Source organism: Polaribacter sp. HA6-7, assembly GCF_055693625.1.
The window spans coordinates 1,791,623-1,813,285 of the sequence record NZ_CM146338.1; the positions used below are offsets into that span (position 1 = coordinate 1,791,623).

At 29.0% G+C, this 21,663-nt stretch carries 17 protein-coding genes and 7 pseudogenes; 15 read left to right on the plus strand and 9 right to left on the minus strand.

Annotated features, from left to right (window positions below; translation table 11 throughout):
* Nucleotides 1-128: 128 nt before the first annotated feature.
* Nucleotides 129-3,468: pseudogene (gene secA / locus ACZ1HD_RS09990) on the plus strand (preprotein translocase subunit SecA).
* A gap of 80 nt (nucleotides 3,469-3,548) precedes the next feature.
* Here the strand turns inward: secA and folE are convergent.
* The 5 genes and pseudogenes from folE to nadC form a co-directional block, all read right to left on the minus strand.
* Complete coding sequence (gene folE / locus ACZ1HD_RS09995) at nucleotides 3,549-4,214, minus strand: GTP cyclohydrolase I FolE (protein WP_231963621.1); 666 nt, start codon at nucleotides 4,212-4,214, stop codon at nucleotides 3,549-3,551.
* Nucleotides 4,215-4,322: 108 nt separating this feature from the next.
* A pseudogene (gene hisS / locus ACZ1HD_RS10000) lies at nucleotides 4,323-5,689 on the minus strand (histidine--tRNA ligase).
* A gap of 103 nt (nucleotides 5,690-5,792) precedes the next feature.
* Nucleotides 5,793-6,737: a YihY/virulence factor BrkB family protein gene (locus ACZ1HD_RS10005; protein WP_472687355.1), complete on the minus strand. Its 945-nt coding sequence runs from the start codon at nucleotides 6,735-6,737 to the stop codon at nucleotides 5,793-5,795.
* A 26-nt stretch (nucleotides 6,738-6,763) separates the two neighbouring features.
* Nucleotides 6,764-7,336, minus strand: a complete 573-nt coding sequence (locus ACZ1HD_RS10010; protein ID WP_340933430.1) for a pentapeptide repeat-containing protein — start codon at nucleotides 7,334-7,336, stop codon at nucleotides 6,764-6,766.
* 1 nt (nucleotide 7,337) lies between these two features.
* Complete coding sequence (nadC, locus tag ACZ1HD_RS10015) at nucleotides 7,338-8,198, minus strand: carboxylating nicotinate-nucleotide diphosphorylase (protein WP_472687356.1); 861 nt, start codon at nucleotides 8,196-8,198, stop codon at nucleotides 7,338-7,340.
* A gap of 87 nt (nucleotides 8,199-8,285) precedes the next feature.
* Between nadC and rlmH the strand changes: the two are divergent.
* Nucleotides 8,286-8,760: pseudogene (gene rlmH / locus ACZ1HD_RS10020) on the plus strand (23S rRNA (pseudouridine(1915)-N(3))-methyltransferase RlmH).
* Here rlmH and ACZ1HD_RS10025 read toward each other — a convergent pair.
* Nucleotides 8,761-9,555, minus strand: a complete 795-nt coding sequence (locus ACZ1HD_RS10025; protein ID WP_472687357.1) for a helix-turn-helix domain-containing protein — start codon at nucleotides 9,553-9,555, stop codon at nucleotides 8,761-8,763.
* Nucleotides 9,556-9,824: 269 nt separating this feature from the next.
* On the opposite strand from ACZ1HD_RS10025, the gene ACZ1HD_RS10030 reads away from it, so the two are divergent.
* From ACZ1HD_RS10030 to ACZ1HD_RS10055, 6 genes and pseudogenes are all read left to right on the plus strand, one after another.
* Nucleotides 9,825-10,406, plus strand: coding sequence for a non-canonical purine NTP diphosphatase (locus ACZ1HD_RS10030; RefSeq protein ID WP_472687358.1), 582 nt, complete (start codon nucleotides 9,825-9,827; stop codon nucleotides 10,404-10,406).
* A gap of 19 nt (nucleotides 10,407-10,425) precedes the next feature.
* Nucleotides 10,426-10,680 (plus strand): iron chelate uptake ABC transporter family permease subunit, encoded by a 255-nt coding sequence (locus ACZ1HD_RS10035; protein ID WP_472687359.1) that lies wholly within the window; start codon nucleotides 10,426-10,428, stop codon nucleotides 10,678-10,680.
* Nucleotides 10,664-11,456, plus strand: a pseudogene (locus ACZ1HD_RS10040) (iron chelate uptake ABC transporter family permease subunit). Before ACZ1HD_RS10035 ends, ACZ1HD_RS10040 begins: the two are co-directional and overlap by 17 nt.
* Nucleotides 11,425-11,664, plus strand: a complete 240-nt coding sequence (locus ACZ1HD_RS10045) for an ATP-binding cassette domain-containing protein (protein ID WP_472687360.1) — start codon at nucleotides 11,425-11,427, stop codon at nucleotides 11,662-11,664. Before ACZ1HD_RS10040 ends, ACZ1HD_RS10045 begins: the two are co-directional and overlap by 32 nt.
* Nucleotides 11,660-12,250, plus strand: a complete 591-nt coding sequence (locus ACZ1HD_RS10050; protein WP_472689325.1) for an ABC transporter ATP-binding protein — start codon at nucleotides 11,660-11,662, stop codon at nucleotides 12,248-12,250. Before ACZ1HD_RS10045 ends, ACZ1HD_RS10050 begins: the two co-directional genes overlap by 5 nt.
* A 68-nt stretch (nucleotides 12,251-12,318) precedes the next feature.
* Nucleotides 12,319-13,368: a M28 family metallopeptidase gene (locus tag ACZ1HD_RS10055; RefSeq protein ID WP_079736833.1), complete on the plus strand. Its 1,050-nt coding sequence runs from the start codon at nucleotides 12,319-12,321 to the stop codon at nucleotides 13,366-13,368.
* Between the two features lie 75 nt (nucleotides 13,369-13,443).
* On the opposite strand, the gene msrA is transcribed toward ACZ1HD_RS10055, so the two are convergent.
* Nucleotides 13,444-14,097 carry a peptide-methionine (S)-S-oxide reductase MsrA gene (msrA, locus tag ACZ1HD_RS10060; protein ID WP_472687361.1) on the minus strand — a complete coding sequence of 218 codons (654 nt, stop codon included), beginning with the start codon at nucleotides 14,095-14,097 and terminating at the stop codon, nucleotides 13,444-13,446.
* Between the two features lie 280 nt (nucleotides 14,098-14,377).
* On the opposite strand from msrA, the pseudogene dnaX reads away from it, so the two are divergent.
* Nucleotides 14,378-16,089: pseudogene (dnaX, locus tag ACZ1HD_RS10065) on the plus strand (DNA polymerase III subunit gamma/tau).
* On the opposite strand, the pseudogene ACZ1HD_RS10070 reads toward dnaX, so the two are convergent.
* Nucleotides 16,065-17,907, minus strand: a pseudogene (locus tag ACZ1HD_RS10070) (cation:proton antiporter). The pseudogenes dnaX and ACZ1HD_RS10070 sit on opposite strands and share 25 nt — an antisense overlap.
* Before the next feature lie 600 nt (nucleotides 17,908-18,507).
* Between ACZ1HD_RS10070 and ACZ1HD_RS10075 the strand changes: the two are divergent.
* Together ACZ1HD_RS10075 and ACZ1HD_RS10080 are read left to right on the plus strand one after the other, a co-directional pair.
* The gene (locus ACZ1HD_RS10075) at nucleotides 18,508-19,089 is read left to right on the plus strand and encodes a MiaE family protein (protein ID WP_077809590.1); all 582 of its coding nucleotides are present in this window, start codon (nucleotides 18,508-18,510) and stop codon (nucleotides 19,087-19,089) included.
* Nucleotides 19,090-19,105: 16 nt separating this feature from the next.
* A pseudogene (locus ACZ1HD_RS10080) lies at nucleotides 19,106-19,536 on the plus strand (DUF4268 domain-containing protein).
* Nucleotides 19,537-19,598: 62 nt separating this feature from the next.
* Here the strand turns inward: ACZ1HD_RS10080 and ACZ1HD_RS10085 are convergent.
* Nucleotides 19,599-19,937 (minus strand): DUF4870 domain-containing protein, encoded by a 339-nt coding sequence (locus tag ACZ1HD_RS10085; protein ID WP_375240859.1) that lies wholly within the window; start codon nucleotides 19,935-19,937, stop codon nucleotides 19,599-19,601.
* A 178-nt stretch (nucleotides 19,938-20,115) separates the two neighbouring features.
* Here ACZ1HD_RS10085 and ACZ1HD_RS10090 point away from each other — a divergent pair, with 178 nt between their 5' ends.
* The 4 genes from ACZ1HD_RS10090 to ACZ1HD_RS10105 are packed head-to-tail and all read left to right on the plus strand — an operon-like array spanning nucleotide 20,116 to nucleotide 21,566.
* The gene (locus ACZ1HD_RS10090; RefSeq protein ID WP_472687362.1) at nucleotides 20,116-20,616 is read left to right on the plus strand and encodes a Dps family protein; all 501 of its coding nucleotides are present in this window, start codon (nucleotides 20,116-20,118) and stop codon (nucleotides 20,614-20,616) included.
* 49 nt (nucleotides 20,617-20,665) lie between these two features.
* On the plus strand, nucleotides 20,666-20,971 hold the full coding sequence (locus tag ACZ1HD_RS10095) for a mechanosensitive ion channel family protein (protein WP_472687363.1): 306 nt from the start codon (nucleotides 20,666-20,668) through the stop codon (nucleotides 20,969-20,971).
* Nucleotides 20,972-21,006: 35 nt separating this feature from the next.
* On the plus strand, nucleotides 21,007-21,369 hold the full coding sequence (locus ACZ1HD_RS10100; protein WP_472687364.1) for a mechanosensitive ion channel family protein: 363 nt from the start codon (nucleotides 21,007-21,009) through the stop codon (nucleotides 21,367-21,369).
* Nucleotides 21,354-21,566: a hypothetical protein gene (locus ACZ1HD_RS10105; RefSeq protein WP_472687365.1), complete on the plus strand. Its 213-nt coding sequence runs from the start codon at nucleotides 21,354-21,356 to the stop codon at nucleotides 21,564-21,566. Before ACZ1HD_RS10100 ends, ACZ1HD_RS10105 begins: the two co-directional genes overlap by 16 nt.
* Nucleotides 21,567-21,663 lie beyond the last annotated feature (97 nt).

Here is a 21,663-nt window from a genome sequence, read left to right on the forward strand (position 1 = left end):
AAAGTCTCTAAAGAGGCTTTTTTTGTTTTCTTTTTAACAGATGAAAACAAAAATTTATTATTTATAAAAACCTGATATACAACCAAATAATAAAGCTATTTTTTTAGCTACTAAAAACATATTAATAAATGAGTATTTTAAATTCTGTAATAAAACTTTTTGTAGGTGATAAACAACAGAAAGATTTAAAGATTTTACAACCAGTTGTAGATGATGTAAAAAAGTTTGAAATAACTTTTTCTAAACTTACTAACGATGAATTACGAGCTAAAACCATCGAGTTTAAAGAAAGAATTAAAACGGCAACTAAAAAGTTTGACGATCAAATAACTGCTTTAGAAGAAGAAGCTGTTAAAGCAGATATAGACAGACAAGAAGAAATTTATGCAGAAATTGATACTTTAAAAGATGACGCATACAAAGTTTCTGAAGAAACATTAATGCAAATTATGCGGAAGCTTTTGCTGTAGTTAAAGAAACAGCAAAACGTTTTGTAGAGAATAAAGAAATAGTGGTTACTGCATCTCCTTATGATAGAGAGTTATCTGGCGAAAGAGATCACGTTACATTAGATGGTGACAAAGCTATTTGGGCAAATTCTTGGGATGCTGCGGGGAAACCTGTAACTTGGGATATGGTACATTATGACGTGCAATTAATTGGTGGTTCTGTTTTACATCAAGGTAAAATTGCAGAAATGATGACAGGTGAAGGTAAAACTTTAGTTTCTACTCTTCCTGTTTATTTAAATGCATTAACAGGTAATGGTGTACACTTAGTTACTGTAAATGATTATTTAGCAAAACGTGATAAAGCTTGGATGGGACCAATTTTTGAATTCCATGGCTTTACAACAGATTGTATCGATTATCACCAACCAAATTCAGATGCACGTAGAAAAGCTTATAATGCGGATATTACTTACGGAACAAATAACGAATTTGGTTTCGATTACTTAAGAGATAATATGGCAAGTTCTAAAGACGATTTAGTGCAAAGAGCGCCAAATTATGCTATTATTGATGAAGTTGATTCTGTTTTAATTGATGATGCAAGAACGCCTTTAATAATATCCGGCCCCGTACCACAAGGAGACAGACACGAGTTTAACGAGTTAAAACCTTTAGTTAACGAATTAGTAGGAATACAAAGTAAGTATTTAATAGGTGTTTTAGCAGAAGCTAAAAAACTTATTGCTGCTGGAGATACAAAAGAGGGTGGTTTTCAATTATTAAGAGTTTACAGAGGTTTACCAAAAAACAAAGCATTAATTAAGTTTTTATCTCAAGAAGGAATTAAGCAAATTCTTCAAAAGACAGAAAACTACTACATGCAAGACAATAACAAATTAATGCCGAAGTAGATGAGGCACTTTGGTTTGTTATCGAAGAAAAAAATAATCAAATTGATTTAACAGATAAAGGTATAGCACATTTATCAGAAAAAACACAAAACGAAACTTTCTTTGTTTTACCAGATATTGGTGTAAAAATAGGAAGTATCGATAGTTCTGATGCTTCACCAGAAGAAAAAGCTTCTTTAAAAGAAGAACTTTATAAAGACTTTAGTATTAAAAGCGAGCGTATTCATACAATGAACCAACTTTTAAAAGCGTATACCGTTTTTGAAAAAGATGTAGAATATGTTGTCATGGATAATAAAGTTATGATTGTTGATGAACAAACGGGACGTATTATGGATGGTCGTCGTTATTCTGATGGTTTACACCAAGCAATCGAAGCTAAAGAAAATGTAAAAATTGAAGATGCTACGCAAACTTTTGCTACAGTTACACTTCAAAATTACTTTAGAATGTACCGTAAATTATCTGGTATGACAGGTACTGCAATTACAGAAGCAGGAGAATTATGGGAAATCTACAAGTTAGATGTTGTAGAAATCCCTACAAACAGACCAATTCAAAGAGACGATAAAGAAGATTTAGTTTACAAAACTGCTCGTGAAAAATACAATGCAGTTATAGAAGATATAGTTAAATTAGTTGCAGAAAAAAGACCAGTACTTGTTGGTACAACATCTGTAGAAATATCAGAATTATTAGGTAGAATGTTACAAATGCGTAAAATTCCTCATAATATATTAAATGCAAAATTACACAAAAGAGAAGCAGATGTAGTTGCAGAAGCTGGTAAACCTGGTGTTGTTACAATTGCAACAAACATGGCAGGTCGTGGTACAGATATTAAACTTTCAGATGAAGTTAAAGCTGCTGGTGGTTTGGCTATTATAGGTACAGAACGTCATGATTCTCGTCGTGTAGACAGACAATTAAGAGGTCGTGCTGGTAGACAAGGTGATGTTGGTTCTTCTCAATTTTATGTTGCTTTAGATGATAACTTAATGCGTCTTTTCGGTTCTGATAGAATTGCAAAAATGATGGATAGAATGGGATTAAAAGAAGGTGAAGTAATTCAACACTCTATGATTTCTAAATCTATTGAAAGAGCTCAGAAAAAAGTAGAAGAAAACAACTTTGGTATTCGTAAACGTCTTTTAGAATATGATGATATTATGAACGCTCAAAGAGAGTTTGTTTATAAAAGAAGAAGAAATGCTTTAGACGGTAAACGTTTGCAATTAGATATTGCAAATATGATTTATGAAACTTGTGAATCAATAATAAATAACAATAAAGCCGCAAGAGATTATCAGAATTTCGAATTCGAATTAATTAAGTTTTCTTCAATGACTTCTCCTTTTTCAGAAGAAGAATTCAACAAGCTTTCAGAAAAAGAATTGGCAGATAAATTATATGATCTAATAACAGAACATTACAAAAACAAAATTGAAAGAAATGCAGTTTTAGCTTTTCCTGTAATTAAAGATGTTTTTGAAAATGAAGGTGATCGTTATGAGAGAATTGTGGTTCCTTTTACAGATGGTATAAAATCTTTACAAGTTGTTACAAACTTAAAAGAAGCATATGAAAGTGAAGGTAAAAGTTTAGTAACAGATTTCGAAAAAAATATAACTTTAGCTATTATAGATGAAAACTGGAAAGAGCATTTGCGTAAAATGGATGAATTGAAGCATTCTGTACAAAATGCATCTTATGAACAAAAAGATCCTTTATTAATTTATAAGTTTGAAGCGTTCGAGTTGTTTAAGAAAACTGTAGATGAAATCAATAAAGAAGTATTATCATTCTTATTTAAAGGTGAATTACCAACACAAGATTCTAATCAGATTTCTGAAGCAAAAGAAGTTAGAAGAGAGAGTTTAAATACAAGTAAAGCCGATGTTCAAAATACTACAGAGCAAGCTATTTCTAACTCTAAACAACAGCCATCTGAACCTGTAGAAACAATTGTTAGAGACCAACCCAAAGTTGGTAGAAACGAGCGTGTTACTATTAAAAACGTTATGAGTGGCGAAGAAAAAGTAGTGAAATTTAAACAAGCAATACCTTTAATTGAAAAAGGTGAATGGGTTTTAGTTAACAAATAAAATACCAATTTATTATATACAAAAAAGCCGTTTAGAAAAATCTAAACGGCTTTTTTAATGTATGGTAATATTTACTAAATTTAGAATTTAGTATCCATTTTAAGATAGTCTAAAAACTCTCTTTTTGTTTCTTTTTCGTTAAACTTTCCGCCAAATTCTGCGGTTACAGTAGAACTTTCGATATCTTTAATTCCTCTTGAGTTCACACACAAATGTTTTGCATCTATTACACAAGCAACATCGTCTGTACCTAATGCTTCTTGCATTGCCTGAACTATTTGCATAGTTAAACGTTCTTGCACTTGTGGTCTTTTTGCAAAATACTCAACAATTCTATTCATTTTAGAAAGGCCAATTACTTTACCGTCAGAAATATAAGCAACATGAGCTCTACCAATAATTGGTAACAAGTGGTGCTCGCAAGTAGAATAAACAACAATGTTTTTTTCAACTAGCATTTCGCCATAATTGTAGTTATTATCGAATGTAGAAGCTTTTGGCTTGTTTTTAGGATCTAAGCCCATAAACATTTCATTAACAAATGCTTTTGCAACTCTTTTAGGTGTTCCTTGCATACTATCATCTGTTAAATCCATACCAAGAGTGTATAGAATATCTTTAACACTTTCTTCTATCTTTGCTATTTTTTCTTCGTTAGAAATATCAAAAGCATCCGGTCTTACAGGGTTTTCTGCAGATGTTGCCACGTGATTTTCTCCTAAATCTTCAATTCTTTCGTCATTCATTTTGCTGTTCAATTCAAACATTTCATTCTTAATTATAGTGCAAATTTACGTCTTTGCAACGTATTATCTCAATTTCTTAATAAATATAAACTATCTAACTATAATTTATTAAGCTTTTAATTCTGAAATTAATTCTTCTAATGAAACATCATTCTGTTCACCGTAAATCATATTTTTTAAAGTAAAAATATCATTCTCAACTTTAGAAACAACAAATTCTATTGCTCTATTTGTTACGTATTTCCATTGTCGTTTTTGCGCCTTATTACTTTCACCTAAATCTGGATAAAATTCTGATTTGATATTGTGATTTCTCAATTCTTTAATAGCTTTCATTTTTAACAAATCCGACTCTGCTTCAAAATTTAGAAAAACAACCTTAGGCTTTGGTAAATCTACAGATTTGAACAACCCTAATTCTTCTAATACTAAGTAAATTCTATCTAATCCGAAAGAAATACCAACTCCGAAACATCTTTTAAACCAAAGATTCCTGTTAAATCATCATATCTTCCTCCACCGCCAATAGAACCCATTTTTACGCCTTCCGGTGCTGCAACTTCAAAAATTGCACCTGTGTAATAATTTAAACCTCTAGCTAAAGTTACATCTATTTCTAAGTTAGCAGTTTCTAAACCTAAACCTTCAATAGAATCTATTACAAAACGCAACTCTTCTACTCCGTTTGTTCCTTCTACAGAAGAAGCCAACATTGCTTCTAAAGAAGTTAATTTATCTATATTAGAACCAGAAAAATCGAATAATGGCTGTACTTTTTCGATAGCATCTTCGGTAATTCCTTTAGATAACATTTCTTTTACAACACCATCCTTACCAATTTTGTCTAATTTATCTAAAGCAACCGTAAAATCTATTAATTTATCATGAGCCCCAATTACTTCTGCAATACCGGAAAGTATTTTTCTGTTATTCATTTTAATAGTTGTTTTTGCCAAACCTAGTTTACTAAAAACAGCATCATATAATTGTACAAACTCAACTTCTTGCCATAAAGATTTACTACCAACAACATCTGCATCACATTGAAAAAACTCTCTAAATCTTCCTTTTTGCGGTCTGTCTGCTCTCCAAACTGGCTGAACTTGATAACGCTTAAAAGGAAAAGTAATATCATTTTGGTGCTGTACAACATAACGTGCAAAAGGCACAGTTAAATCATAACGCAATGCTTTTTCTGATATTTGAGAAGTAACTTTTAAACTATTTTTTTCTGACAAAAGTTTTTCGTCAGCTTTTTTAAGAAAATCTCCTGAGTTTAAAATCTTAAAAATAAGCCTATCTCCTTCTTCACCATATTTACCCATTAAAGTTGATGAGTTTTCGAAACTTGGTGTTTCTATTGGCTGAAATCCAAAAGTTTCAAATGCAGTTTTTATCGTATTCATGATATACGTTCTGTTTGCTACTTCTGTTGGCGAAAAATCTCTTGTTCCTTTTGGGATGCTTGGTTTCATTAAAAAAAGTTTTTAGTTTTTAGTTTTAGCAGTTTTACCAAAACCAATTGCTTAAATTAAATATTCTCAATTAAAAATTGCGAGTGCAAATATCGTGAAAAAGTTATAATTTTTTAGGTGTTCTAAAGGTTTTATTTAACCTTCTTAAAGAGTAAATAGAAGCGTTTAATTCGAAACCAAGCAAAAGTATAATTGCATTTAGCCAAATAAACAACATCAATATTAAAAGTGTACCAATAGAACCATACAACTCGTTGTATTTGGCAAATTCGTTTACATAATAACTAAATAAATAAAAGGTTAAAATTGATAAGAGCGTAGTAAATACAGCTCCTGGAGAAAAAAACCTAGAATGTTTACCCTCTTTAACGCCATAATGATATAACATAGAAACTGTTAAAAATATCATCAATAAAAATATAAAACCTCTTACTAATTGAATCCAAATAATATTATCTTCTAACCAACCTAATGTTACCATGTTTTTTAGAATTAATTCGAAAAATATAATTAAAGATACCGTAACAAGTAAAAATAAAACGATAATTATAGATACTAACATTGCTACAAAATAAGAACGAAAAACGTTTCTTACTTCTTTAACATGATACGAATATTCGAAACCACCAAAAATAGCATTTACACCATTTGTCATTAAAAATATTGAACCAATAAAACCAAATGATAGCAAGCCTCCATATTGATTTTTGATAATATCGACTAACACAGAATCTACTGCATCAAAAGTTTTTGGTGGTAAAACATCAGAAATTACAGATAATAAACCTTCTTGAGCACCTTCTATTGGTAAAAATGGAATTAAAGTAAGCACAAATAACATAAATGGAAAAATTGACATAAAAAAACTATATGCAATTCCGCCTGCTCTTGTTGTTAAAGCCCCTTCTACAATACCAATAAAATACATTTCTAAAACATCATATAAAGACATACCTTCTAAACCCGGAATCTTGATTTTCTTACCGAGTTTTACCAAAATATTTATAATTGGTATTTTTTCTAATTTGTCTTCTATTTCTTTTGTCATTAGCTAATACTAATTAGTAATATATATTATTCTATTACAATTTTATAAGAAATTAAAAGTCCTTCGATAGAACTTCTACTAAATTTGGCGCCAGATAATTTATTTTGATTAGGATTGATATTAAAGTTTTTAGCACTTCTAAAATCAGATTTTTCAATATTTGTATTAAAGAAAACAGCTCCTTTTAAATCGGATTTATCAAACAAAGAGTTGTTTACAACTGCTTCTGTAAAATCTGCTGCTTCTAAATTACAATTCAGAAATTTAGAATTCGGAATTTTAAGTTTATAAAATGATGTAAAATTTAATTGACATTCTTTAAAAGAAAGTTCTAATAAAAAAGGATCTACATCATCAAACTTAACACCAATCATCTTACAATTTACAAAACAAACATCTTTAAAAGCAGTATTTCCTATAACTGTATTGCTAAAATTACAATCTATAAACTCACATTCTACAAACTGAATATTTGACGCATGAATTCCTTCGAAATTACAATTGTTAAAAACACAATTGTCATATTCTCCTTTTTTAATTTTGGTCGAAGTAAAATCTATTTTCGAGTAGGTTTCGCTATCAAAAAAACTATCTAGCATTTTAGTCTATTGCTTTTAAACTTAAATCTAAATTATAAACCGAATGCGTTAATGCACCGGAAGAAATATAATCTACGCCACATTCTGCGTATTTTCTAATCGTATCTTCGTTAATTCCGCCGGAAGATTCTGTTAAACAAGTATCACCAATTAAAGCTACAGCTTTTCTAGTATCTTCATAATTAAAGTTGTCTATTAAAATTCTATAAACACCTTCTACAGATAAAATCTCTTTTATTTCTTCTAAACTTCTTGCTTCTACAATTATCTTAATGTCTAAGTTTTTTTCTGCTAAATATTTCTTAGTTTTTGTAATTGCCGCTGTAATTCCGCCCGCAAAATCTATATGATTGTCTTTAATCATTACCATATCATACAAAGCAAACCTGTGGTTTTCTCCGCCACCAATTTTAACAGCCCATTTTTCTAGAGCTCTAATTCCTGGTGTAGTTTTTCCGGTATCTAAAACCTTTGTTTTTGTACCTTTTAACAAATCAGCAAAAAAAGTTGTTTTAGTAGCAATTGCACTCATTCTTTGCATAGCATTTAAAACCAAACGCTCTGCCATTAATATAGATTGCGATTTACCTGCAACATGAAAAACGACATCGCCATACTTAACTTTTTCTCCGTCATTTATAAAAGTTTCTACTTCTAAATCTTTATCTACATAAGAAAAAACTTGTTTTGCAAATTCTACACCTGCAATAATACCATCGTCTTTTACCAATAATTTTGCTTTACCAGTAGCATCCGCAGGAATACAAGAAAGAGACGTATGATCTCCATCGCCTATATCCTCGCGAATTGCATTTGTAATTATGAGTTCTAATTCTTTTTCAAATTGTTGTTTCGATATCATATTTTCTGTATTCTGATGTAAAAATAGTATTTTATATTATGAATTACGAATAACAATTTACTAATTGATAATTTGTAATTTCGCACCATGAAAATTAAATTATTAGCCATCGGTAAAACAGATAATAAAAACCTTTTATTATTGATTAATGAATATGAAAACCGATTGAAACATTACGTGAAATTTCAATTAGAAATTATACCGAGATATTAAAAATGTTAAAAATTTAAGCGAAATTCAGCAAAAGGAAAAAGAAGGAGAATTGATTTTATCGAAACTTCAAAATACCGATCAATTGGTGTTGCTAGATGATAAAGGAAAACATTATACTTCTATTGAATTTTCTAAATATTTACAGAAAAAAATGAATGCTGGTTTAAAACAATTGGTATTGGTAATTGGTGGTCCTTATGGTTTTTCTGATGCGGTTTACAAGAAAGCAACTGGTAAAATTTCTTTATCTAAAATGACTTTTTCTCATCAAATGATTCGTCTTTTTATTGTTGAACAAATTTATAGAGGTTTTACAATTTTAAAGAACGAGCCTTATCATCATGAGTAACTATTCAGTTTTATTACCGATTAAAATTCTGTAAAGTAAAATTATTTCGAAAATTTCTACAATTAGTTGGGTAAAAATGGCAATAGGAGCTAAAATAATTAGTAGTAAACATACACCTGTAATTATTTCTAAGATTCCTGTCCATTTAGATAAATCTCCAAAATTGATTAATCTTTTAATTGCAATACCAAAAAGAATGCTTAAAACACCATAACTTAGTAATTGTACAATACCAAAAACACCAATAAAGTCTTGCCATATATATAAGGATGTAATATCTAATAAAGAGAAAAAGAGCGTAAAAACAATAATTAAAAATGCGCTTATTTGTAATAAATAATTACGAAACAGAACTCCAGTAATCACAAATCCTCGGTAAAATAAAAACATAGAAATAATAGCTACACTTTTTATAATAATGTATATCATTTTAAAAAATGCACTGTCTTTTTCTAAACTTATTATATCTGCCCCTATTTCAAAGAAAACTGTTAAGAAATAAACAATACCAAAAATCATTGCAAGGTTTAGTTGCTTATTGATTCTATTTTTGTTTATTCTTAAAATTCCATCAAACTTACCAACTTGGTAAGGTTCTTTAAAAACGGTTTCATAATCAAAACCTAAAACTTCTAAAATAGCTTTAATTGTATAACTTCTAGGTGAAACATCGCCAGCTTCTATTCTTTGAATTGTTCTAACATTAATATTACATTGTTCTACCAATTCTTCTTGAGTAAAACCTTTTTGCTTTCTTAATTCTAAAATCTTTTTTCCTAGTGCAGGTTGTTCCATAATATGTTGTTTGTTAAATTCCATACAATGTTAATGCTGTTATTTAAAATTACAAATTAATTAGTTACTTTTTAACCCGACATTTTCACGACAAACCAATGATAACAAGGGTTTACAGAGAACATCATTTTTAAGTACTTTATTCTGTTCGATTAAAAAAACAACTTTTTAAAAGGTTTTAATACCTTAAAATAATTAAAGACTAATATAAACAATTCTTTTACCAACACTTTTGTTTGATTACTTTTGTAAAAAACTACGTTTTAAAAATGAAATTAGTCTTCGCCACAAATAACTTAAATAAACTAAAAGAAGTACAAGAAATACTTTCTGATTCTATAGAAATTTTAAGTTTAAAAGATATAAACTGTTTTGATGAAGTTGATGAAACTGAATTAACGTTAGAAGGCAATGCTAAATTAAAAGCAAATCATATTACAAAAAAGTATGGCTTTAATTGTTTTGCAGATGATACTGGATTAGAAGTAGAAAGTTTAGATAATAAACCCGGAGTTTTTTCTGCTCGATATGCTGGTGAGCCTTCAAATTCTGAAAACAACATGCAAAAGTTACTATTAGAATTAAAAGACAAAGAAAATAGAAAAGCGCAATTTAGAACTGCAGTTTGCTTAAATTTAAATAACGAACAATATATTTTTGAAGGAATTTGTGAAGGAGAGATTTTAAAAGAGAAACAAGGTGAAAAAGGTTTTGGTTACGATCCTATATTTAAACCTACAGGTTTTTCTGAATCTTTTGCAGAAATGTCATCCGAAGAAAAAAATAAGATTTCGCATAGAGGTTTAGCGATACAGAAGTTGGTTAATTTCTTAAATGAAAATCATTCTTAAAATTTTGTAAAACAAATTAATGCTTCAAAAGAACTATAAAAGACATTTTATTTTATTAGCTATAGTACTTCTTCTATTGTTTATTTTAAACATTAGTTTAGGTTCTGTTTCTATACCAATAAAAGACATTTTAAACATTCTTTTTACAAATAATACAACCAAAGAAAGTTGGCAAATCATAATTATAAATTTTAGATTGCCAAAAGCAGTAACCGCTGTTTTGGTTGGCTCGCGGTTTATCTGTTGCTGGTTTATTAATGCAAACATTGTTTAGAAATCCTTTAGCTGGTCCTTTTGTTTTAGGTATTTCTTCGGGCGCAAGTTTAGGTGTTGCTTTATTAATTTTAGGAAGCTCTTTATTTGGCGGTTATTTTTTAAGTAATTCGTTTTCTAATTGGTCTTTACCAATCGCTTCTAGTTTAGGTGCATTTCTTGTTTTATTTGCCGTAATAATCGCTGCCAATAAAATTAGAAATACGATGTCTATTCTTATAATTGGTTTAATGTTTGGTAGTTTGACTTCAGCAATTATTAGTGTTTTATCTTATTTTAGTGAAGCAGCACAAATTCAACAATTTATATTCAGAGTTTTGGTAGTCTTGGTAACTTATCATGGCCGAACTTTCTATATTTTTTATTATTTACATTTTTGGTGTTATTGCTACAATTGCAATAGTAAAACCTTTAAATAGTTTTTTATTAGGAGAAAATTATGCAAAAAGTTTAGGCATTAATATTAAAAGAAATAGAAATATCATTTTATTAATTACAAGTTTATTAACCGGTGTAATTACTGCTTTTGCGGGCCCAATTGCATTTGTTGGTTTAGCTGTACCACATGTTGCTAGAATGTTATTTACAACTTCTAATCACAAAATTTTAATTCCGGCAGTTTTAATAATCGGTGCAATTGTTATGCTTATTTGCGATACCATTGCCCAATTACCAACAAGCGAATTTACTTTACCTATAAATGCAATTACCTCTTTATTTGGAGCGCCAATTGTAATTTGGCTACTTGTTCGAAAAAGAAATTATTTGTTTAAATGAACGAAGAAAAAAACATATCGTAATTTCTATTGAAAACCTAAATATAGGTTATCAGCATAAAAAACAAGATAAAATTGTTTTATCTGATATTAATTTATCCATAGAAAAAGGTGAATTGGTCTGCGTTTTGGGTAAAAACGGAATCGGAAAGTCTACTTTGTTAAGAACACTTTCTAAAGTACAAAAACCAATTTACTGGCCATATTAATTTAGAAGGAAAAAGATTAAGTACTTACAAAGAATACGAACTTTCTAAAAAACTAAGTTTGGTTTTAACAGAACGTTTGCCGGAAAGTCAATTAACCGTATACGAATTGATTGCCTTAGGTAGACAACCACACACTAATTGGTTAGATACACTTACAAGCAATGATACCAAACAGATTGATTTAGCGATTTCTCAAACAGAAATTTCACACTTAAAAGATAAAAGGTTTTACGAATTAAGTGACGGTCAATTACAACGGGTTTTAATAGCAAGAGCATTGGCACAAGATACAGAAGTAATAATATTAGACGAGCCAACTGCACATTTAGATATGCATCAAACTTTAAACATTTTTGCACTTTTAAAAAGATTGGTTTTAGAAACTAAAAAAACAATTATTATTTCTTCACATGAAATAAATCTTGCTTTAAAAATGACTGATAAAATTATACTTTTAAAAGAAAATGAAGTACAATTTGGCACTACCGAAAAGCTTATTAAAAGCAATGCCTTCGATAATTTATTTCCCAATAATTTGTTAATATTTAACAAAACCTTACAACAATTTGTAATAAACAAAAGCTAATTTTGATGATAGTGTAACATTTTGTTACATTTGAATACTAATTACAAAAACAAATACTTTTTACATCGATGAAAAAAATACTTTATCTTGCTAGTGCTGTAGCTTTTATGGCTTGTGGTTCTAGTAAAAATGCTTCTAATGAAGATGCAAACGTAGATCATGCTGCTAAATATGCAGCAACAATTACAGCCAAAGATTTAGGTAATCACCTATTTACTTATGCTTCTGATGAGTTTGAAGGAAGAAATACTGGTGAACCAGGACAGAAAAAAGCTGTTGAATATTTAAAAAACTTTTATGTTTCTGAAGGAATTGTTTCGCCATTAGGTGGAGATGATTATTTTCAAGAAGTACCAGCAGAATGGATAAACAAAAATGTACGTAGAGGAAAATTTAAAGATTCTGAAAACGTAGTTGCTTTTATTAAAGGTACAGAGAAACCAGACGAAATTGTAATAATTTCTGCTCACTTAGATCATGAAGGTGTAAAAAATGGAGAAATTTATAATGGAGCGGATGATGACGGTTCTGGAACTGTTGCTATTTTAGAAATTGCACAAGCTTTTCAAATGGCTGCAAAAGCTGGTAAAGGTCCAAAACGTTCTATTTTATTTTTACACGTTACCGGAGAAGAAAAAGGTTTGTTAGGTTCTAAATACTACGCAGATGTAGATCCTTTATTTCCTTTAGCAAATACTGTTTGTGATTTAAATATCGATATGGTTGGTAGAATTGATGACAGACATAAAGAAGACCCAAATTACGTTTATTTAATTGGTTCTGATAAATTAAGTACAGAATTACATAACTTATCTGAAACTGTTAACAAGAAGTATACAAACATTAACTTAGATTACAAATATAATGATGAGAAAGATCCTAATAGATTCTATTACAGATCAGACCATTATAATTTTGCGAAAAATAATGTGCCAATTATTTTTTACTTTAACGGTACACATGCAGATTACCACAGACCATCTGATACACCAGACAAAATTAACTACGAGTTATTAGAAAATAGAACTCGCTTGGTATTTCATACTGCTTGGGAAGTTGCCAATATGGATAAAAGAATTATTGCTGATAAAGCAGAAGCTAAGAAAGAAACTAAATAATAGTTTTTTTAAATTAAAATTGAATAAAAAAAGCAACTCATAATGAGTTGCTTTTTTTTATTCATAACTTAAAGTTTAATGCGCACTTTTCTTTAATAACTGCGGATATTTTTTCTTAAACTTGTTTAACCTTGGCACAGAAACCGCCTTTACATAACTTTGGTTTGGATTTCTTCTTTCAAAATCTTGATGATACTCTTCAGCCTTATAAAATTTTGTGAACTTAGTAACTTCTGTAGCAATCTTACGCTTATAAACTTCGGCATTTAATTGCTTAATAGCATCTTCAATTATCTTTTTTTCATTTTCTGTTTTGTAAAAAGCAATCGATCTATATTGTGTTCCGTAATCTGGATGTTGCCCATTTTTTGTTGTTGGGTTATGAGAACCAAAGAAAACTGTAACTAACGTTTCAAAACTAACTTCCTTAGGATTATAATAAACCGCAACTGTTTCTGCGTGACCTGTTTTACCAGTTCCTATTTTCTCGTACGTAGGATTTAAAGTATTACCACCAGCATAACCAGAAACTGCCTCTTCTACCCCTACTAAACTTTCAAAAATTGCTTCTACACACCAAAAACATCCACTTGCAAAATAGGCAACTTCTGTGTGTTCTTGCGGAACATACGTTGCTTCTTTTTGGGTATCTTCTTTGTTTGTAAAACCAAAACAAGAAACTAATAATAGCGCAAAACTAGCTACAACAATAGATTTAATTATTTTCATATTCTTTATTTTTAATAATTGATAAAATAAAAATTGCACCAAATATAAAAAGCGAATATTTGGCACAATTTTCTGAACTTCTAACTCAAAATATATAAATCCTGAATTATTTATTTAGTCGCAAAATTACGCATCTTTTTACAGTTGTTTACAACTTTAGCATTTTGTTAAGAAAGCTGTTTGTGTAAAACCCCTTAGATGATTATTTTTGTTAAAGATTTATAACAAAATAAGCAATTGTTATTTTTAGCTTTGCTTACATCAATAGAAAATATAATTAATGGAGCATTTTATAGTATCAGCGCGTAAATACCGTCCTAATAATTTTGAGGATGTTGTAGGGCAACAAGCCATTACAAATACGTTAGAAAATGCTATAAAAAACAATCATTTAGCACAAGCACTGCTTTTTACAGGTCCGAGAGGAGTTGGTAAAACATCATGCGCCGAAATTTTAGCTAAAAAGATTAATCAGCAAGATTCAGAAACTTCAGAAAACGAAGATTTTGCTTTTAATATTTTCGAATTAGATGCAGCGTCTAATAACTCTGTAGATGATATTAGAAACCTAACAGATCAAGTTAGAATTCCGCCACAAACAGGTAAATACAAAGTTTATATTATTGATGAGGTACATATGCTATCTCAGGCAGCTTTTAACGCTTTCTTAAAAACGTTAGAAGAACCGCCAGCGCATGCTATTTTTATATTAGCAACTACAGAAAAACATAAAATTATACCAACAATTCTTTCTCGTTGCCAAATTTTCGATTTTAAAAGAATTGGTGTTTTAGACGCTAAAAACTATTTAAAAACAATTAGCGAAAAAGAAAATATTACAGCAGAAGACGATGCACTGCATATCATTGCTCAAAAAGCAGATGGTGCAATGCGTGATGCATTATCTATTTTTGATAGAGTTGTAAGTTTCTCCGGTAAAAATTTAACAAGAGAAGCTGTTACAGAAAATTTAAACGTACTAGATTACGATACTTATTTTGAAATGACAGATTTGTTAATAGATAATAAAATACCGGACGTTTTAAATGCATTTAACACGGTATTAAGTAAAGGTTTTGAAGGCCATCATTTTATTAATGGTTTGGCAAGTCATTTTAGAGATTTATTAGTTGCTAAAGATAAAGTTACTTTAGACTTACTAGAAGTTGGAGACAATGCCAAGAAAAAATATTTAGCTCAAGCAACAAAAGCTAGCATTCCGTTTTTAATGCAATCTATTAAAAAAGCCAATGACTGTGACTTGAATTACAGAGCTTCTAAAAATCAACGATTATTAGTTGAATTAACTTTAATGCAAATTGCCTCTATCACTTTCGATGGAGAAAAAAAGCCAGCTAATTACATAATTCCTGCAACTTTTTTCAATCTTTATCACCCGCAAAAAAGAAAAAACCAGCAGCTATTATAAAAAATGTTGCATCAGAATTAACTTCTAAACAAACTACAACAGATAAAAAAGAAGTTACAGAGGTTGCTAAGCCAAAACCTGTCTTAAAAAACTTTGGTCGTTTAAATAAACAACCTAGTAAATATTCTTTAAAAGGTTTTAATCAACAAACTAAAGTTAAAAAAGTTGTTGTTGAAGAAAATTTTGACAATCATCCTAAAGATTTCTTTACCGAACAAAAGCTACAAGAAACTTGGAAGGAATACGCACAAAATCTACATAAAAAAGGAGAACGAAGCATGGCTTCTATTGTAGGTACAGATATTCCTAAATTAGAAAAAGGTTATAAAATTTCATTTTCTGTACCTAATAAATTGATGAAAGATCAATTTTTAAAAGGAAGACCAAAATTATTAAATTTCTTAAGAGAAAGTTTAAATAATTACGGCATTGACATTAATGTAATTTTAAATGAAACTACAGAAAAGAAATTTGCTTACACTCCGCAAGAAAAATATATCAAACTAAAAGAAAAAAATCCGCTATTAGATAAATTACGTCAGACTTTTGAACTAGACTTATAAACATCACCAATATTTTTACCTAAGTAAGATAATATTAAATTCTCTTTAGTTTCTTCTGTTTTGTCAAACTCGGCACTAAAAATATACCTTGCCCTTTTTCTACAAATAACGGAATCGATTTTTCTTCTTTAGACAAAGCATCTAAAATGGCATTATATTCGGTTTCATTATCTATTTCTACTTCAATTATTGAAGGGTTTTCTCTATAAGCCTCACTTAAATTGATATAATCATCATTAGGTGTAAAAAGTTTTTACGTTCGTTAGCTGTTGCTTCTTTAATTTCTTTAGATGATGCTAATTTATAAGCTCCGTGTTCTCCAAATACATCAGAAAAACTATTTAAAGCATACTTATTAACCATATCACTACCTGTTAAAGCTATTAAATAGCCAACATCATTTAGCTCTATATTATCTGTTAAATCTCCGTCATAAATATCAACATTTAAAGCCTCTAAACCGTCCTTTGAAGCCTGTTCTATAAAGTTTTTATTAGAATCTATTAAAATGACTCTTTTACCTTTATCTTTTAAATAATTTGCTATTAATCTAGAAGGATTAGAAGCACCTACAAATAAAATAGCATCAGATTTTTTAAGAAAAACACCAATCATTTTTGCAAACATTCTTGCTGTAGTAGCGTTTAATAAAACTGTACCTAATACAATCATAAAAACCAATGGCGTAATATATTCTGCTCCTTCGACTCCTTGTTTTAAAAGTTTACTCCCAAATAAAGAAGCAATACCAGCAGCAACGATACCACGCGGTCCTACCCAACTTATAAAAATCTTTTCGTTTAATTTTAATTTAGAATTAAAAGTACTAGCAAAAACGGCTAATGGTCTTATAATAAAAACAACCAAGGCAAATAAAGCAGCAGTTTTCCAGGTATATAATAAAAGTAAATCTTCCATTTTAATATTTGCTGCTAGTAAAATAAATAGAATTGAAATCAGCAATACACTTAAAGATTCTTTAAAATATAATAGTTCTTTTAAGTTTTTTAATTTTCCGTTTCCTAAAACCATTCCCATTACAACTACAGCCAGTAAACCAGACTCGTGCGCAAACATATCTGATAAAACAAAAACCAATAATACCGTTGATAAAGAAACAACATTTAATAAGTAATGCGGAATTAATTTTTTGTTGACAGCATAAGCCAAAGCATGCGCAAAAGTAAACCCGAAAGTAGCACCAAATAATAATATTTTACCAAACTCCATTAATGCAGTTTTTGTAAATCCACTTCCACCTCCAACACTAATAAATTCAAAAACTAAAACGGCAACCAAAGCACCAATTGGGTCAATTAAAATACCTTCCCATTTTAATACTGTAGAGATGTCTTTTTTAAGCGGAATATTTCTTAAGATTGGTGTAATTACTGTAGGACCTGTAACAATAATTAATCCTGCAAATAGAAAAGATAAATCCCAACCTAGATCAAAAAAATATCTAGCTACAATTCCTGCTCCAAAAAAAGTAATGGCAGAACCCAACGTAATTAACTTTGTAATTACAGGACCAACGTTTTTTATTTCACTTCTTTTAAGTGTTAAACCACCTTCAAAAAGAATGATACTTATTGCCAAAGAAACAAAGTAATACAAACTTTCTCCAGGAAACAATCCTTTTTCGCCATTCCATATTGGTTCAATCCACTTAGACCCGTCTTCACTTAAATATGTTGCAGCAATTGGACCTACTAATAATCCTATTAAAATTAATGGTAAAATTGCAGGTATTTTAAATTTCCAAGCAAACCATTGGGCTAATATTCCTAATATGATAATTCCGGCTAACTCTAACATACTTCTTTGTAAATTTATTAATAGGTAAATTTAAGAATGTTTCATCAGCCTAAAAATATAAATGCACTTTATTTTTTATAATACATAAAACTTAAACAAAGATAGAATTACCAACAAAAACCTCTTCAAAAACAAGTTATAAACAAAAACTTTAGATAAAATAACATAAGATACTCATTTTAAATTAAATAAAATAAATTCAAAACGTTTTAAAAAATTTAAAAAAGCAATAAATCAATCAAAAACAACTTTTACAAACAAATAAATACCCAAAACAGACCTAATTACTTTGAATTATCAAAATCTATTCTAACTAAAAACAAAACAAACACTTTATATAAATATAATTAAGATACTGAAAAACAGATATTTAAAATTAAATTAAAAACACAATAAAAAGCTATTTAATATTCAAATAAAACTTAAAAAAGAACAAATATCAACAAACTGGCAGGCGTATTTATTTGAGTAAAAAATTATAAAATAATTACCATCATTGCAAGAGAATAAACTAATTTTGTCGTTTAATTAATTTGTTAAAAGTGAAATTTTTAATATCTTAATTACCTTAATAAAAATAAAATCTACTAGTTATAAAAGATGTTAGGATTACAATTTGAAACAGCTACTTCTTGGGCAGAAATTGCCAAAGTAAATTTAGAACAAATATTAACAGATCATGCTTTTCTAGAACAAAAAGCTGCTTCTAACGCAGTTTCTATTATTATTAATTATTCTGAAGAAACAGAGCTTGTAAAAGAAATGAGTAATATTGCCATAGAAGAAATGCAACACTTTAAAATGGTGCATTTATTGATGGTTAAAAGAGGAATGGTTTTAGGAAGAGAACAAAAAAATGATTACGCAGTAAGACTACAAAAGTTCTTTAACAAAACAAAAGACAGAACAAATGCCTTGGTACAACGCCTACTAATTGCCGCGTTAATAGAAGCCAGAAGTTGTGAGCGTTTTAAAGTTTTTTCTGAAAACATGGAAGATGAAGAACTTTCTAAATTCTATAAAAATTTAATGATTTCTGAAGCAAACCATTATACAACTTTCTTGTCTTTTGCTAGAAAATATCAAGATAGAGAAATTGTAGATGAAAAATGGAATGCTTTGCTTGCTTTTGAAGCAGAAATGATGAGAGAGCGAGGCAATAGTGCAAAGATTCACGGATAATAACACTTTATAGCACATGTTTTCTAAAGCAGAAGCAGAATTAATACGTAAAGAATTTTGGACTAGTTTTGGCAAATCTTTTCCAAAAAAATGGTTACTATACAACACTAAAGTAAAAGGCTTGTCTTTTAAATTTGTTGCAGATAGAAAAAAAGCTGCTGTTTGTCTAGATATCGAAAATCCGGATGAATTGGTAAACCTACTCTACTACGATCAAATGCTTTCTTTAAAAGTTCTATTAGAATCAGAAATACCGAAGTAATTTTTGATGATGATTTCTTGTTAGAAAATGGCAAAACTATTCATAGAATTTATGTTCCTTTTGATAAAAAGTTTAGCATTCATAATAAAAATACCTGGCGAGATTGTTATGAGTTTTTTGTTGATACCATGACAAAATTCGAAATGTTCTTCTACGAATATGAAGATGTTATCAAAAACATATAAATATTATAAATAAAAAAACCGTCTCTTTTAAAGACGGTTTTTTTGTGGACTATATTTAACTATTATTTTAAAAATTTGATACTAAAAGGATAATTTGGTTCTTCATTATTATTCACTTTAATGGCATTTATTATCGGAAAAATTAAATAAAATATACCAATGGTGATAAAACCTAAAATACCTAAGCCAAACAATAATATTAACGGTATGCAAATTATAATATAAATAAACATCGAAATTCTAAAATTTAGAATAGCTTTTCCGTGCTCATCAATACCAAAAACCTCATCTTTTTTTAGCAACCATAAAATTAATGGAACTAAAAAACCACCGATTCCTGTTATAAAGTCTAATAATTGACTTAAATGCATAACTACTAATAACTGTTTGTCTTCTTTCATGTGTATGTATAATTGTTTTTAAAGTTGATTACCTATTAGACGCTAAAACCCTTGTTCTGTTACAAAAAACTTCAAAAAACCTAGCAATATAGCATTTGAGTTAAGAAGAAAACTATTTGAGCAAAACGAAAACGAAGTACTAATGTAATTTTGTATTGAACAATTAAAACATATAATTATGAATTATTTAAATATAGAAAAAGATCAAATTTTACCAGTTGTAACAGAATTAAACGTGCTTTTAGCAGACTACCATGTATACTATCAAAAACTAAGAAACTTTCATTGGAATGTATTAGGAGAAAACTTTTTTGACCTACATAACAGATTTGAAGAAATGTATAATGATACAAAAACTAAAATCGATGAAGTTGCAGAAAGAATTATTACTTTAAAATACCACCCTATTAGTAAATTATCAGACTACATAGAAATTTCTAGAATAAAAGAATCTAGTCCGTTACTAACCGATAAAGAAATGGTTGCTACAATTATAGACGATCATAAGATTTTAATAGAACAATTAAGTAAAGTTATTGATAGAGCGGATAAAGCAAATGACGAGGGTACAATAGATTTAATTGGTGCCTACATTAGAGAGTTAGAAAAATCTACTTGGATGTTGAATGCTTGGTCTAAAAACACCAAAGATGCTTTAGATACTAGTTTTGTTAAATAGTACTTTTTATTTCCGATTGAAATAAAGTATTAATTAAATAAAATATAAAATGAATAAAATAGTAGAAAAGTTAGAAACCTGGAAAGATATATTTATTAAAAACATACCAAACATTGCAATTGCATTGGTAGTTTTAGTGATAGCATACTTTGCCTCTAGAGCAATGAATTCTATCGTAAATAAAACTATTGGTAAAAGAATTAGGCAAAAATCTGTTAGAGATTTAGTCTCTAGAGTTGCCTCTGCAATTACCATTTTAGTAGGTTTATATCTAGCCATGACAGTTTTAAAGTTCGACGATACATTAAAAACAATCGTTTCTGCAGCTGGGGTTTCGGTATTGTTATTGGTTTAGCCTTACAAGGTACTTTATCTAATACAATATCTGGTGTGGTTTTATCATTCAGAAAAAACCTAAATATTGGTAATTGGGTAGAAACAAACGGTTATGCAGGTGAAGTTATCGATATCAATTTAAACTACTTTGTCATTAGAGAAGCTGATAATAATATGGTTGTATTGCCAAACAAAACTATTTTAGAGAATCCTTTCAAAAATTATTCTTTAACAACTAAAATGAGGATTTCTATTGAATGTGGTGTAGAGTATGGTGCAGATTTAAAGAAAGTTGAAAAACTTACCACAGAAACAATCAGAAAAAACTTTAATCAAGATGAAATAGGTAAAAAAGTTGAATTTTATTTTACAGAATTTGGAGACAGTTCTATCAACTTCTTATGCAGATTCAGGTAGATTCAGAAAACGCTTTAGAGAAATTAAAAGCAAAAAGTAATGCGATTATGGAAATTAAACAAGCTTTTGATAACGAAGGAATTAATATACCGTTCCCGATGAGAACTTTAGAGTTTGTACCAAACAATAAACTAAATTTATCTCAAGTTAAAGAGAAACAAGATTCTAAAAAAGAAGAATATTTAGAAAACGCATAACTAAATACAATCATAAATTTCAATTAAATCTGTCAATTCATTTTGACAGATTTTTTTGTTCCATTCACAAAAATCTTTATGTATTTTTGCATCATGA